The following is a 15,188-nucleotide window of genomic DNA, read 5'->3' as shown; positions in this document are numbered from 1 at the left end:
AATATGAAAAATCTAATGAATGTCTTGTTAGGGGGTAAAGAAGGTGCTATTGGGCTGATGATTCTAGCGATAATCATCCTACTCTTAATGCCGATGTTCCTTGATGTATTCCGCTTAAATCTGATGGGCAAATATCTAACTTTTGCATTTGTAGCAGTGGGATTAGTGCTCTGTTGGGGGCATGGAGGCATCTTAAGTTTAGGTCAAGGTATTTTCTTTGGCATTGGTGGTTACTGTATGGCGATGTTCTTAAAGCTTGAAGCTTCGGACATGCAAAGTACAGCCGCGCAAACAACACCGGGTATTCCAGACTTTATGGACTGGAATCAAGTCACTAGCTTACCGATGCTTTGGGAACCATTTCATAGCTTTAGCTTCACCCTCTTCGCCATCATTATTATTCCAATTTTGCTTGCCTTCATTATCGGTTTTGCCATGTTCACACGTCGTGTAGGCGATGTGTACTTCTCCATCATCATGCAAGCAATTGTGGCAATCTTGACCATTCTTATTATTGGTCAGCAAGGTTTTACTGGTGGTATTAACGGTATTACTGATCTAAAAACCTTACATGGCTGGGATATCCGTACCGATGAAGCCAAATATGTTCTTTATTACATCAACGCATTATTACTGCTTGCGGTGATTATGATTAGCAGATTTGTACTGAGTTCTAAACTTGGTCGTCTACTGTCTGCAATGCGTGACAAAGAAGAACGCGTGCGTTTCTCTGGGTATGATGTAGCCATGTATAAAGTCTTTATCTTCTGTTTTGCCGCAGTCGTCTCGTCAATTGGCGGTGCGATGTTCACTCTACAAGTCGGTTTCATGTCACCAACCATTATCGGCATTGTACCTTCGATCGAAATGGTAATTCTTGCCGCCGTGGGTGGTCGTTTATCTCTTATCGGTGCAGTCTACGGTGCAGTCTTAGTTAACCTTGGTAAAACTTATTTCTCTGAGGCTTTCCCTGAGCTGTGGTTGTTTCTACTAGGCGGTCTGTTCATCTTTGTGGTGATGTTCCTTCCAGATGGTTTAGCTGGTGTTTATCAAAAATATGTACGCCCTTTATTCATCAAAAACAAAACAGTAAATGGAACAACTCCCCCACCTACCATCGATTCTGACGAAAACAAAGAACCTGTCATGAAAGGAGGTGTTAAATGAATAAAATTGGCGTAGAAATGAGTAAACCTGTCCTCGTTATTGAAGATTTAACGGTTTCATTTGACGGCTTTAAAGCAGTCAGTGATCTCAACTTCTATTTAGATAAAAATGAAGTGCATGTAGTGATTGGTCCAAATGGCGCTGGTAAAACTACGGTTTTAGACCTCATTTGTGGTAAAACCAAAGCCACTTCGGGCACGATTAAATTCAATGATATTGAGCTGACCAAACTCAAAGAATTCGACATAGTACGTAAGGGAGTTGGACGTAAATTCCAAAACCCAAATATTTACGAAAATCTGTCGGTATATGACAACTTAGAAATGTCATTTCCAAGAGGACGCAATGTTTTTGGTGCGTTATTCTTTAAACGTACCAAAGATGTTAGTGATCGCATTAGCGAAGTAGCATCAATGATTTTCCTGACTGAATTATTAGACACATCTGCCGGCTTATTATCACATGGTCAAAAGCAGTGGCTGGAAATTGGCATGCTACTAATGCAAGATCCCGAGCTTTTAATGCTTGATGAACCTGTTGCAGGTATGAGTGTCTCTGAACGTGAGCAAACGGCACAATTACTTAAAAAAATTAGTCAAGGGCGGTCAGTGCTTGTTATTGAGCATGATATGGAATTCGTAAAAACCATTGCGGATAAAGTCACCGTACTGCACCAAGGTAAAATTTTGGCGGCAGGCAAAATGGACGACGTTCAAAATGATCCTAAAGTCATTGAAGTTTATCTCGGACACTAAGGGGACCTCATATGAGTGAATTATTCGAAATCAATTCTTTGTGTTCAGGCTATAAACAAAGTCAAGTTATTCATGACATTAATATGAAAATTCAACCCAAAGAAATTGTGGCTATCATGGGCCGTAACGGCATGGGTAAAACAACGCTCTTTAAAACGCTGATTGGAGATATTAAAAATACTAAAGGTGAAATTAAGCTCAATGGTAAAAATCTAGAGAAGCTTGATCCTTACCAACGTGTAGAAAATGGCATGGCCTATGTACCACAAGGACGAATGATTTTTTCAACCATGTCGGTACTTGAAAATATTCAAACAGGCCTTCCAAATTCTGCCCATGGCAAAGTTCCTGATGACTTATACGAGCTGTTTCCTGTACTTTGGGACATGCGCAAGCGCAAAGGCGGTAATCTATCTGGTGGACAACAACAACAGTTAGCAATTGCACGTGCACTTGCGACTAATCCTAAAGTATTGTTATTGGATGAACCAACTGAAGGGATTCAACCATCCATCATTAAAGATATTGCGAAAACATTAAAAGAAATTCGTGACAAACGAGATTTAACCATTGTAGTTTCTGAACAAGTCCTGAGTTTCACTATGGCAATGGCAGACCGTTTCATGGTGATTGATAAAGGCCGTTTCGCTTACGAAGATGTCCGATCAAATATCGATGAAGTTACCATTAGTAAATATTTATCAGTTTAATTTAATAAACTTTTTCTATATCTCCCTTCGATTCGTCGGGGGATTTTTAATCATAAAAACTTTTATTTTTTATAGATAACAACCTTTAGTTTTATTTGGATTATTCAACGGTAAAAATCATTAAAAAATGTATCGATATACGCAATTCAACGTATTTTTTAAAACTGCATTTCACGCGACACTCTTTACATAGATTGATTTGTACTAAAAAACTTGGAGAAAGCAAATGCGTCATGGCGATATCTCAAGCAGTCCAGATACAGTGGGTGTTGCGGTTGTAAATTACAAAATTCCTCGTTTACACAACAAAGCTGAAGTTCTTAACAATGCAAAAAAAATTGCTGAAATGTTGAAAGGGATTAAACAGGGTATTCCCGGTATGGATCTGATTATTTTCCCTGAATATAGCACCATGGGCATTATGTATGACCACGAGGAAATGATGACAACAGCGGCCACCATTCCTGGCGATGAAACTGCGATTTTCTCTCAAGCCTGCATTGAAGCCAATGTTTGGGGCGTGTTCTCTATTACAGGAGAGCAGCACGAAGAACACCCACACAAAGTACCGTATAACACTTTAATTTTAATCAATAACAAAGGCGAGATTGTTCAAAAATACCGCAAAATTATTCCTTGGTGCCCAATTGAAGGTTGGTGTCCAGGTGATACTACCTATGTAACTGAAGGTCCTAAGGGTATGAAGATGTCATTGATCATCTGCGATGATGGCAACTATCCTGAAATTTGGCGTGACTGTGCCATGAAAGGTGCAGAGCTAGTCGTACGTTGTCAAGGTTATATGTACCCTGCTGCCGAACAGCAAATCAATATGGCGAAATGTATGGCTTGGGCTAACAACGTGTATGTCGCTGTTGCGAATTGTACAGGTTTTGATGGAGTCTACACTTATTTTGGTCACTCAGCAGTTGTCGGCTTCGACGGTCGCACCTTAGGTGAGTGCGGCACTGAAGAGAATGGGATTCAGTACGCACAACTATCATTGCATGAAATTCGTGATGCCCGTAAATATGACCAATCTCAAAACCATTTATTTAAACTGCTACACCGTGGCTATACCGGGGTTTATAACAATGGCGATGGTGATAAAGGGATCGCGGATTGTCCTTTCGATTTTTACAAGACATGGGTACTCGACGCTCAGAAAGCACAAGAAAATGTGGAAAAAATCACTCGATCAACCATTGGTGTGGCGGAATGCCCGATCAGCAATTTACCGCATGATGGTTTAGAAAAAGAAGCATCTTAGTTAGTTTAGCGCAGGAGGTACTCGACATGACATTTGCCAGCGATCGCATCAGTGCCAATCAGGAAACCTTAGCTAAGCAACGCTATGATATGCAAAGCAAAGAACGTATTGCTCGTACTTCTCGTTTTAGTTTTAATCCTGATTTGGTCATGCAACATGTCCGTGACAGAATTATTGGCCAAGCTGAAGCATTGGAAGAAATCGAAAATATGTTGGTGACGATCAAAGCTGACTTCAACTCACCTAATCGTCCACTCTCAGTCACCTTAATGCTAGGACCAACTGGAGTTGGTAAAACAGAAACTGTCCGCTTGATTGCAGAAGCCATTCATGGCAAACCTGATGCATTTTGTCGAATTGATATGAATACTTTGGCACAAGAACACTATGCCGCGGCTTTAACTGGCGCCCCCCCAGGTTACGTGGGTTCCAAAGAAGGCAACACCTTATTTGACGAAGCACAAATTCAAGGTAGTTTTTCGAAACCAGGCATTGTGCTGTTTGATGAAATTGAAAAAGCGAGTACTGAAGTGATTCGCGGACTTTTAAATGTTTTAGAAACAGGCATCTTAAAACTCACTGCGGGCACCAAGGTTTTAGACTTTAAAAACTGTATGATTTTTATGACCAGTAATGTCGGTGCTAAAGATGCACAGACACGCCTACAACAGCTATCAAAACTACCTAAAGCTATTCAAAAACTGGCACGCTTGAGTAAACTCGATGACAGTGAAATTATCAACAAAGCCTTACATAAAAAGTTTGATCCTGAGTTTTTAAACCGAATTGAACGTATCTTACATTACCAAGCTGTAGAGGCATATTTTGCGAGCACATTGGTTAATTTAGAAGTCGACAAACTCAATCAACGTTTGCGTAAGCAAAGCCGTACAGTTGAGTTGACTGCATCTGCTAATACTTTTTTATCGACTGGCCATGATGTTCGTTTTGGCGCACGCGGCTTAGGTCATCGTTTCCGTATACTCGTCGAGCCAAAACTCGCAAAGTTTTTGATTCAAAATCCTGAAACCAGTTACATCATTATTGATTACAACAATCAAAGTCTAAATATCCGTTCCATGCTGTCTGAAACTAAGATCGAAGATCCAAAATCTCATTAATGAGATTTTGGATCTTGCGATTAGAAACTAGCTTTATTTGACCTCACATAGGGGATAAAACATGCAACATATCAAAATTAAGCCTGGCGTTCCTTTAGCAGAACAATCTGAGATTGGACACAATCGCTGGCATCCAGACCTACCATTTTTAACATCTGTGAAGCCAGGGGAAGAAATATTAATTGAAAGTTTAGATTTTTTGGATGCCCAAATTAAGGATACTGATGATATTTCGGATGTTAAAAATGTCGATTTAACCCGTGCCCATCCTCTTACTGGCCCATTTTATGTTGAAGGCGCTGAACCAGGCGACTTGCTAGTGATTGATCTGCTTGATATTCAGCCAATTTCAGATGTCGGGTTCTCTGGAGTGTTTGCTAAAGAAAATGGCGGTGGTTTTCTTGCTGATTACTTCCCTGAAGCCGACAAAGCCATTTGGGACTTAAAAGGTTTATTTGCAACCTCTCGTCATATTCCAGGTGTACGTATCGCGGGCTTAAAGCACCCAGGTTTGATGGGTACGCTACCATCCCATGACTTACTTAAAGAATGGAATCGCCGTGAAGCATTGCTTGTACCTAAGGGACAAGCTAACCCACCTGATCCACGTACTGCTGTACTTCGTGGTGTAAGCGGGACTGAGTTTGACCGTATGGCAGCTGAAGCGGCACGTACTGTGCCACCGCGAGAGCATGGCGGTAATACAGATATTAAGGACCTTGCAGCAGGTAGTCGTATCTACTTCCCTGTTTATCAAAAGGGTGCGGGTTTCTCAATGGGTGACCTCCATTTCTCTCAAGGAGATGGTGAAATCGGTTTCTGCGGTGCGATTGAGATGGATGGGGTTACTCGTGTTGGCTTCGACCTCATTAAAGGTGGTATGGCTAAATATAATATTGACTCGCCAATCTTTGTTCCAAGTAATGTTAAACCAAACTATGATCAATGGTTAACTTTCGAAGGTATTAGCGTTGAAAATGATGTGAACTATTACCTTGATGCCACTGTGGCATATCGCCAAGCATGTTTAAAGGCGATTAAATACTTGGAAAACTTTGGTTTTACTGGTTCACAGGCTTATATGTTATTGACAGCGGCTCCTGTTGAAGGTCGCATCGGTGGTATTGTGGATATCCCAAATTGTGCATGTACTGTGTCATTACCAACCGCTATTTTTGAGCAGGATATATTGCCAAAAGGTGCACTCAACGATGATAAATTTTGGGGGAGAAAGCGTTAATTCCTAAGATTTAAGGATAAAGGAGTACAAAAATGCCGTTATATGATTTTCGCTGTGAACATTGTGAGGGAATTTTTGAGCAGCGCGTACCCATTGCTCGTATTTCAACAGACACTATTGAATGCGATTATTGCCATCAACAGACCTCTGCAAAACCAATGATTACGGGTCATCAACAAATTAATATGAAAACCAAATGGCGCCCCAGCTCAGGCGCCGAGCAACTTGCAGGTCCCTTAGTCGAAGGACCTGGAACTAATAAAAATAGCGCACGCAGTTCAGTTTTACATAATTGCCGCGGCGTGAATTGTTCTTTATGCGATGTCTAATGAAATAGTAATTACTAAGTTCACCGCTAATTATTTTTCTAAATATAAATAAAAACCGTCTGCACGAGCAGGCGGTTTTTAAAATTTTTTATAATTTATCTAATTAAAAAATCTAATATTATTTAAACAATGGTTGTTCGACTTTACTATCTGGATGAAAAAAGAACCTCTACATATAGTTAGGAAGTTCTAGCATCAGAATATCAATGGCTACCCGTAGTTTTAATGGCATATATGGCCTTTGAAGCCATAGTAAAGAAACTTCATATGGGTATTCTAGTTCATCGGGAAATAGGTGAACAAGTGCACCCGATTGAAGACGTGCCTGTACTAACCAACTAGGTAACCAAGCTAATCCAGCTCCAGAGATGGCTGCCTCAGCAATACTATCAAGGTCATCAAATCTGAGTCGATGCAAAGGCATTATCTCTACTGGAGCCTGATCTTTGCGAGGGAATATCCAAGGTCGTACACGTCCCATACGCCGATAGACAACGGCCCAATGGTTGGCAATATCTGCTATAGAATTAGGTATGCCCTTTTGCATAAGATAGTCTGGTGAAGCACAGATAATCATTCTTTGATTAGCAACGTGACGTGCTACGATTCCACCCCAGTTCCCTAAAGAACCAGTTCGAATTGCAAGATCTACTTCATCATCACCAAGATCAATAAAACGGTCACTAAAAGATAAATCTAACTCAAGTTTTGGATAACGATTCGCCAATTTCAAAAGAATGGGGGCAACGCAATGCCTACCAAAGTGTACGGGCATAGAAATACGTAAGCGTCCCATCGGCTCACCAAATTGATTAGCTGCAAGTGCTTCGCCAGCTTCTGCAGCGGTAAGCACAACGAGACACTGCTCGTAATAAGCTTGCCCAAATTCTGTTAAATTCTGACGTCTCGTAGTTCTATTTAGCAATTGAGCGCCAAGGTGTTTTTCTAAAGCACGAATATGTTTACCAACCATAGGACCAGACATCTCAAATATGTTTGCCGCAGCTGCAAACGACCCCACGTCCACCACTTTCACGAAAACAGCCATACTTGTTAGACGATCCATATTAGAAACCATTGGTTATTACTGATATGCAATATTAGATATTTATCACAAATGCTTCTGAAAATAAGATCAATACATTGTAAAAGTTTTTAATCAAAATAAAGGGTGATGAGATGGCACAAGTCGTTCGCTTTCATGAATTGGGTGGCCCAGAGGTACTTCGTATTGAAGAACATGAAGTTCGATTGCCAGAACCAGAAGAAGTCCGGCTCCATGTCAAGGCTATTGGTGTCAATCGAGCCGAAACACTCCTTCGTAAAGGGCAATATATCGAACAAGCAGAGTTGCCTTCTGGCTTAGGTCTTGAGGCTGCAGGCATTGTGGAAGCTATTGGTGAAAATGTTCGAGATATTAAAATCGGAGATGTCGTCAGCGTAATACCCTCCACCTCTATGATTCACTGGCCTACTTATGGTGAGCTTGCTGTCTTCCCTGCCCGACTGATTGTCAAACATCCTCCCTTGCTAAATTGGGAAATGGCTGCTGCTGTTTGGATGCAATACATCACTGCTTACGGTGCACTCATTGATATTGCTAATCTTGAGAAAGGTGATTTCGTTATTATCACCGCAGCCTCAAGCAGCGTAGGACTAGCAGCAATTCAAATTGCCAACCATATCGGAGCTACTTCTATCGCAGTGACAAGAACCGCGGAGAAACGACATGCATTACTCAATGCAGGAGCAACTCATGTCATTAACTTAGAAGAGGGTAATCTTTTAAATCAACTAGTCAGTATTGCTGGAAAAGATAGTATACGAGTTGTTTTTGATCCAGTAGCAGGACCTAATATAGAACCAATAACTGCGGCAATGTCATATGGTGGTATCTTGATAGAGTATGGTGGTTTAAGTTCCAAAGCCTCCCCATTCCCTGTTGGAAATGTTTTGATGAAATCTCTGACTTTAAGAGGGTATCTGATGCATGAAATAACAAATGATCCCATAAGATTGGACAAAGCAAAGAAATTTATTCTTAATGGTCTGATATCTGGTGCTCTAATTCCCATCATTGCAAAAGTTTTCCAATTCAATGAAATAATAGAAGCCCACAAGTTTCTTGAATCGAATGAACAATTTGGGAAAATTGTGGTAACACTCTAAATAATCAGACGAGCTAAACATCCGATATACTAAAATCATAGCTTAAGTTTTTATCAATACTATAGAGAAATTCGGTTAACTCCCCAATCATAGAAAAAAGCTCATTATAAAACCGCCTCTATAGAGTAGAGGCGGTTTTATAATGAGCTTCTATATTCTCCTGCAATAACACTATACCTAGCAGTAAAATTTTCAAAAACATAGGGGAAATATGATAGTTTTTTACAAATGACTATTTAAACAACAGTATTGCATCACCATCTTCACGTTCGCCAGTTTTATCAGAAGGCAGATTTTGAGGGATACCATTAATTGTCATCATTGTTGACCCACCACCATCTAACTTCATTGCGTCCACTGCACCAAGGTATTTCATTAATTGCGCAGTCTCTGGTACAGAAAGCCCTGCACTATAGCGTGGAGCACGCCCATCAACCGTGACAAATAGCAATGTACCATCTTGTGTTTTTCCAACAATAGCGTGTGGATTTCTTCTTAAATACCAGTCATTAATGAAGTAGGAACGGTTTGCATTGTTATAGTGAGATGGAACTCCGATAAGACTCTCATAGCCCCACCCTTCACGTATGATTTGCTTACCTTCAGGGAAAGTACCATTTATGAGTAGTGTTGGGCCACCATTTACTGCATATGTAGTTTCAGTAATAGGAATATCTTTTTGAGTATCTTGATTAATTAAACGAGAATCAAATTTTAAAACTTGCCCTATCTGAATATTTTTTAATACCCAATCTACACTTGCCCCAGTTGCCTGTAGTGTTATATTCCCTTGAGCTAGGTTCATACCACGTGTTTGATTAATTTGTTGAACAATACCTTTTTCATTAAGTAAAACTTCAACACCAGCACCCGAATCTGTTTTAGTACCAAAATCCTCAGTAAAAATAATCATTTCATTTGGATCTGTACAAACAACATCATGAAGAGCAAATGATGTTTCAATATCAAAGGGGTTACCGCAGTTAAAGTTCTTGCCAGGGGTACGGTTTAGACCATCAATACGACGACTCTGTCCTTGAGCGGTGGTAATGGTTAATAATGTAGAAATATTTGTTTCCAAATGTGATGCACGGTTGCCCTTTTTTGTCTCAAAAAACATTGCTGGACGGCCTTCAACACCTTCACTAACAATTTTACCTTTCACAACTGCTAAACCAGCTAAGTCACCTGGTGTTCCCATTGTTTCATTAACAACAAAAAAACCAGCATTGATTGCTGCAAAAGCCCCTAAACGTTTGGATAAGGATGTGGTGGTTTCTTTACCTGGAATAATATCAGTTGCTAAGGCACTTTTAAGTTGACCGGTAAAACTAGGTCGAACAGCAAGTATGTTTATAACCCAAGGACCTGATGTATTTAAACCATCCTCGGCCGTATAGCGTGTTTTTGCCTGTAAAAATCCTTCTTTCTTGAATAAATTAACAATATCATCAGCTTGGTTTGCTGAAGAAAATCTTGAGTCTACACGTACCCAATAACCCATATTTTTTCCAGCTTGTGAATTATTAGGTGGTATCACTTTCTTAGCTGAATAACCTAATTTTTGAATAGCGGCTTCAAATTTTAAAAATTCTTGTTCATCTTTAGCAAAACCTATTTCAGCTTCAAAACCATCTTGTAAAGAGGCATAACCCCGAATAATACGGTATTGTTCAACGCCTTGGACCAAATCTATTTTTTGGCGATTCTCATATAAATTTTTTTCACCTATAGGCAATTGTGTTTCTGGTAATTGCCAATCACGTGTTGTAGATAAATTAGATTCAGATTTTTCATCATTATTACAACCATTTAAAAATAGTGTAATTATAAATATACTGAAAAGAATGCTTTTATTCACAGTTAATATTCCCAAAATAAATAAATTAATAATTATTTATTTCAGCATCATTAAATTAGAGCCTTATTCAAGATGAATTTTTAACTTATTATTTTATATAATCATGCATCCAAGAATAGTCTGTAAATTTCCTATAGAAATGATATAAAATTAGTGTGATTTTGAGGAATACTTAGATTTGTGCTATGCCTATTGAAGAACTAGGATTTATAATTCCTTTAATTATATAAAAATAAATAATAGTTAATTTCTTTTTCTGCTCAAAGGAAACATCCTGAATAGAAGAATATAAAATATCTAAAATTTTTTTATTAAACTTCTCAAAGTATGAAGAAAATTCTTTTTTATAAAGCGGTAACTCAATTATAACTTTATCAACCAGTAATCCATTAAAGCTTTCAGTTGTTGTTAAATTCAAAAAGAAGCCAATAATAGCTTTTATTTTTTCGAAATTTTCAATGGATTCTCCCTGCTCCAAAATGTACTCTAGATCTTGAAAAATTTTTTGATATTCAAGCTCAATACAAGCTTGGATTAAGGCTTGCTTAGTATTAAAATTAGAATAAAAAGTTTGTTTTGCAACCTTTGACTCTTGAATGATTCTATCCACACCAACAGTATTGAAACTATACTTTCTAAATAAATCATAACTTGTAGTCAGTATTTCATTGTATTTCTGACCCTTTCCCATATTCTATCCCCTCAGTTCAACAAATTAAAAAATAAAAAGAGTTGTTTAGATAAACCAATTTCTCCTAAAAAAATGAAAGCGATACTCTAGCTCTACATAACGAATAAAAGGGCCAATATCAAATTTTGTACTTAAATAAATTAGGTTATCTCCAGTGCTAGCTTCATTACTTAGTTTCGCATAAGAAAGTGAAGCTACTATGAACCGATTTGGTGTCATATCCTCCCCTAATTAAGTTCTGTCCAAAATTTGAGTTTTCATTCAACTGATTCAAGTGTACATATGTGACACTAGCCCCAATATAGAGATGGAATTTGTTCATCTCCTCTTTATAAAATTTATTATAACTCACTATAATTGATAAAACTGTGATAAACATCAAAATAATTTTAACAAAATCTTAATAAAGTGGAAGTATTCTCTATACAGAACCGTCTACATAGAAATAATTCAGATGGAAAATATGACTAATAAAATCACCCATTGAATGTAACAAAGTATATACACCAATCTATCCACAATACAAATAGTGATAGTCATCGCTACTTCGTAACAACACACCTATTCCAATTCTAATGTTCATGAAATCTTTGCATTTAGAGACTAAGTAATTGAATAAAAAATATATTATATTATTGGGCTTACTTGGACTTATGCAAGGAACAGCATTCTTATTTATTAAGATTGCTGTTACCTTTTTAAATCCTTTTACAATTGTATTCCTTAGAGTAAGTTTAGCTTTACCATTTTTACTCTTATTTGGTATCTATAAATATAAGAATTTTATTTATATCGTAAAACCTAAGCTTAAGCTATTAGTATTATTGAGTTTTACCTCAATAATTATTCCTTTTTCTTTGATTTCTTGGGCAGGAAAATTTATACCTAGTGGCGTTTCGGCTATCTATATGGCATTAATTCCTATCTTTGTTACAATCTTCGAAGTTAAATTTAGAAAAAATTTTACTTTTTCTAAATCTGGTTATTTAGGACTTTTCATAGGACTTATAGGAGTCGTATCTCTATTTTTTAATGACTTTTTAGTAAATCTAGGTTCTGGATTAATAGGTCATATTTTATGCTTTTTATCTGCTATTTTTTATGCTTTTTCTGTTTATAAAACAAAAATTTTATCTGATATACCGCCTGCATTAATTGGATTATCTATTCTCACATTATCATCCTTTTTTTTATTACCATTAATTTTATTTTTTTTACCGTCAAGTATTTCTGCCTCAAAATTCGAATGGTTTTCTATCTTAGGGTTAGCAACTATATCAACAGCAGGCGCATTAATTCTTATGTATTACTTGATTGATAAAGTAGGGACTGTTTTTACATCAATAACAAATTACTTAGTACCATTATTTGGTCTACTGCTGGGTTACCTATTTCTTAATGAGAAATTAACTCCCATGTTAATACCAGCCATTTCCTTCATTTTATTAAGTTTATATTTAGTTTCAAATGGTAAGGTTATTTCTCACCCTAAATAAGAAGAAGACGAGAGATAAAGAGTCCTAAGGCTCCCTAATTTAACGCCCTGACACTCTGTGCGGGGTTCTTTTTTAATGATGCTATATTTGAATACAAGCATCATCTGCGTCTGATGGTTTTATTCACACTATTGTACAACTCATCAACTACATTCAATCTTTCATCGTTTTAGATTTGGTTGGTAATAGATAAATTGATTTTCTATTTCTGCTACAAGCTTACTGTTATTTTCTATCATCTTAACAATACTGCTATGCATAAATATCAACAGTGTAATTGTAGGGCCTTAATCATATATATTTTTTTCTTTGAAAAATTATGTTTAATTTTTTAATTATCATATGAGTCACCCTTCTGATAGAAGTAAACACTTCATAGATAATCACATATGAATTGTTTAAAAATTCATTTAATACGATATTGAAATGTATTTTTAACATTGGGCACGCTGGTAGGTTTGCCATCTACCAATCTAGGTTGATATTTAAAATTTAGTGCAGCTTGAATCGAAGGGCGAACAAACATGGGGTGACAATCCCCTTGTGCTTTAGGGTTTTCAACTTTCCCTTTTTCATTCACAACATACACCACAGTACAATCTCCTTCGAGCTTACGATCCAAAGCTTGGTCAGGATATGCAGGTGCTTTTTTTGAGGCAGGTTGATAATTTTTAACATCAAATGACTCTTGTTGGCTAGGTTGTACTTCCGGCTCTGTTGGCTTTGCTGTACTCATTTGAGTTATCAATTCTTGCTTAGGTTGAGTGTCCGCCATTTTCTCAGTTTCTACAATGGTACTTTTTTTCTTTTCCATCGTGAACTGCTGCGCTTGTTTGGCCGCTACTGGTACGGCTTTTTCACTACGTGAGTTCGCAACTTTCTGAGTGATTTTATGCTGAAGTTGGCTGGGCTGCTCAACTTGTTTTTTCTGAATAGGCTTGTCTGGAACTTTTTTTTCAACGATCGGCGTAGGGACTTTGGGTTCTGGTCGTTCTTTAATTGGCGGCGGTATTTGAATAAATTGCAACTGAATTGTTTTGGGCTTAGGCTCTACAAGAATTTCTTGCATTTCAACCGAGCATAGCCATCCAATTACGCCAATATGCAACACAGCCGTGACCAACAAAGCTAAACCGTGATCACGAAACCTTATTCTAAATACTGCGATACTCATGATTAGGGTTCCTCCGTCACCAAGCCCAAGTTACTTACACCACTTTTTTGCAAAGTTGCAATGGCTTGTGCAACCAGTTGATAGTCAGCATCTTTATCTGCACGTATATAAAACTGTAGGCTTTTATCTTTTTGAATAATAGGAACTAACTTCTGTTGCATACTCGCTAAATCGATCGCCTGATCCGTCACTTTTTCAGTATTCACTTCTGAACCAATATTCCAGTAATACTGACCGTTAGCCTGAATGGATAAAGTTACAATACGCTGCTGCTGTGACGCGGGCATGACATTCGCATTTACTTTAGGTAAATCAATTTGAATACCTTGTGTCAACATCGGTGCGGTCACCATAAAAATCACTAAAAGCACCAACATGACATCAATATAGGGAACTACATTCATTTCTGCATTGAGCTTTCTTTTTTGAGAACGCTTAATCATATTTTGCTCCCTACCGTGAAGCTCGCTCAGTGTGTCCCAGCAACCGATAAATACGTGTTTGCAACTCATTGGCAAAACCATAGTAACGATTAGAAAGTTTGTCAGCACGAGCAGAGAAACGGTTATAAGCCACCACCGCAGGAATGGCAGCAAATAAACCAATTGCAGTTGCAATCAGTGCCTCTGCAATACCAGGTGCCACCGTATTTACTGTCGCTTGCTCAACACCTGATAGCCCTATAAAGGCATTCATAATCCCCCATACTGTCCCAAATAAACCAATATAGGGGCTGACTGAACCCACTGTGGCAAGGAAAGTAAGATTCTGTTGAAGCTTTTCTTCTTCTTCACTAATACTACTGAGCAAACGACGCTCTATACCATCAATTACATCAGCTACGGCGAGTTGCTCATCTGTCATGAGTTGATGATATTCATCGACTCCCTGTTGAAAGATAGTCACTACTCCTTTTTGCTGTTCAGGCTGTCGATATTCCTGCTGCAAAAGACTTAAATCTTTTTGCTGCCTAAAACTCTTTAAGAAATTGTTCCAAAGCTGTTCTTGCCCACGTAGTAAAAGGCCATGACGCACAATTAAATACCAACTAATGGCTGACAATAAAACTAAAATCAACATCACCACTTTTACCAACAGACTAGCATTACTAATCAACATCCAAACTGACATTTGATCCATTGTTGTTTGCATGACGTACTCCAATTTCTTTTAATTGCTGCACCGTGAAGCACATATTTTTTAAG

General features: G+C 37.9%; 15 protein-coding genes. 9 read left to right on the top strand and 6 right to left on the bottom strand.

All coding sequences use genetic code 11. The features are described from left to right. Positions 1-3: 3 nt before the first annotated feature. The 7 genes from urtC (at position 4) to I7H67_RS16545 (ending at position 6,592) form a co-directional block, all read left to right on the top strand. A complete protein-coding gene (urtC, locus tag I7H67_RS16575) occupies positions 4-1,167 on the top strand; it encodes an urea ABC transporter permease subunit UrtC (RefSeq protein ID WP_198308357.1) in 1,164 nt (387 codons plus the stop codon). Then, on the top strand, positions 1,164-1,922 hold the full coding sequence (gene urtD, locus I7H67_RS16570) for an urea ABC transporter ATP-binding protein UrtD (protein ID WP_192454421.1): 759 nt from the start codon (positions 1,164-1,166) through the stop codon (positions 1,920-1,922). The genes urtC and urtD overlap by 4 nt, the downstream gene beginning before the upstream one ends. 11 nt (positions 1,923-1,933) lie before the next feature. Further along, complete coding sequence (urtE, locus tag I7H67_RS16565; RefSeq protein ID WP_192454422.1) at positions 1,934-2,632, top strand: urea ABC transporter ATP-binding subunit UrtE; 699 nt, start codon at positions 1,934-1,936, stop codon at positions 2,630-2,632. A 226-nt stretch (positions 2,633-2,858) separates the two neighbouring features. After that, entirely contained in the window at positions 2,859-3,902 is a 1,044-nt protein-coding gene (locus I7H67_RS16560) for an aliphatic amidase (protein WP_198308356.1), read from the top strand. 26 nt (positions 3,903-3,928) lie between these two features. Beyond that, positions 3,929-5,023 carry an AAA family ATPase gene (locus tag I7H67_RS16555; RefSeq protein ID WP_198308355.1) on the top strand — a complete coding sequence of 365 codons (1,095 nt, stop codon included), beginning with the start codon at positions 3,929-3,931 and terminating at the stop codon, positions 5,021-5,023. 61 nt (positions 5,024-5,084) lie between these two features. Next, positions 5,085-6,263, top strand: a complete 1,179-nt coding sequence (fmdA, locus tag I7H67_RS16550; protein WP_192454425.1) for a formamidase — start codon at positions 5,085-5,087, stop codon at positions 6,261-6,263. Between the two features lie 32 nt (positions 6,264-6,295). After that, positions 6,296-6,592 (top strand): FmdB family zinc ribbon protein, encoded by a 297-nt coding sequence (locus I7H67_RS16545; RefSeq protein ID WP_198308354.1) that lies wholly within the window; start codon positions 6,296-6,298, stop codon positions 6,590-6,592. Between the two features lie 169 nt (positions 6,593-6,761). Here the strand turns inward: I7H67_RS16545 and I7H67_RS16540 are convergent, their stop codons facing one another. Continuing rightward, on the bottom strand, positions 6,762-7,658 hold the full coding sequence (locus I7H67_RS16540) for a LysR family transcriptional regulator (protein WP_198308353.1): 897 nt from the start codon (positions 7,656-7,658) through the stop codon (positions 6,762-6,764). 113 nt (positions 7,659-7,771) lie between these two features. Between I7H67_RS16540 and I7H67_RS16535 the strand changes: the two genes are divergently transcribed. Beyond that, on the top strand, positions 7,772-8,761 hold the full coding sequence (locus I7H67_RS16535; RefSeq protein ID WP_198308352.1) for a zinc-dependent alcohol dehydrogenase family protein: 990 nt from the start codon (positions 7,772-7,774) through the stop codon (positions 8,759-8,761). A 232-nt stretch (positions 8,762-8,993) separates the two neighbouring features. Here I7H67_RS16535 and I7H67_RS19815 read toward each other — a convergent pair whose 3' ends face one another. Continuing rightward, a complete protein-coding gene (locus I7H67_RS19815; protein WP_198308351.1) occupies positions 8,994-10,622 on the bottom strand; it encodes a phosphodiester glycosidase family protein in 1,629 nt (542 codons plus the stop codon). Positions 10,623-10,794: 172 nt separating this feature from the next. Continuing rightward, the gene (locus I7H67_RS16525) at positions 10,795-11,313 is read right to left on the bottom strand and encodes a TetR/AcrR family transcriptional regulator (RefSeq protein ID WP_198308350.1); all 519 of its coding nucleotides are present in this window, start codon (positions 11,311-11,313) and stop codon (positions 10,795-10,797) included. 611 nt (positions 11,314-11,924) lie between these two features. Here I7H67_RS16525 and I7H67_RS16520 point away from each other — a divergent pair. Further along, complete coding sequence (locus tag I7H67_RS16520; protein ID WP_192454430.1) at positions 11,925-12,809, top strand: DMT family transporter; 885 nt, start codon at positions 11,925-11,927, stop codon at positions 12,807-12,809. Positions 12,810-13,215: 406 nt separating this feature from the next. On the opposite strand, the gene I7H67_RS16515 is transcribed toward I7H67_RS16520, so the two are convergent. Genes I7H67_RS16515 through tolQ form a run of 3 tightly spaced genes read right to left on the bottom strand, consistent with a single transcriptional unit; the run spans position 13,216 to position 15,135 of the window. Then, a complete protein-coding gene (locus I7H67_RS16515) occupies positions 13,216-13,983 on the bottom strand; it encodes an energy transducer TonB (RefSeq protein ID WP_198308349.1) in 768 nt (255 codons plus the stop codon). 2 nt (positions 13,984-13,985) lie between these two features. Beyond that, positions 13,986-14,426, bottom strand: a complete 441-nt coding sequence (tolR, locus tag I7H67_RS16510; RefSeq protein ID WP_198308348.1) for a protein TolR — start codon at positions 14,424-14,426, stop codon at positions 13,986-13,988. A gap of 10 nt (positions 14,427-14,436) precedes the next feature. After that, positions 14,437-15,135, bottom strand: a complete 699-nt coding sequence (tolQ, locus tag I7H67_RS16505) for a protein TolQ (protein ID WP_198308347.1) — start codon at positions 15,133-15,135, stop codon at positions 14,437-14,439. Positions 15,136-15,188 lie beyond the last annotated feature (53 nt).

It is taken from the genome of Acinetobacter sp. ACIN00229 (assembly GCF_016106645.1).
Taxonomy (GTDB): Bacteria; Pseudomonadota; Gammaproteobacteria; order Pseudomonadales; family Moraxellaceae; genus Acinetobacter; species Acinetobacter oleivorans.
The sequence above is the reverse complement of the archived record's forward strand: the minus strand, read 5'-3'. Positions and strand labels throughout refer to the sequence as shown.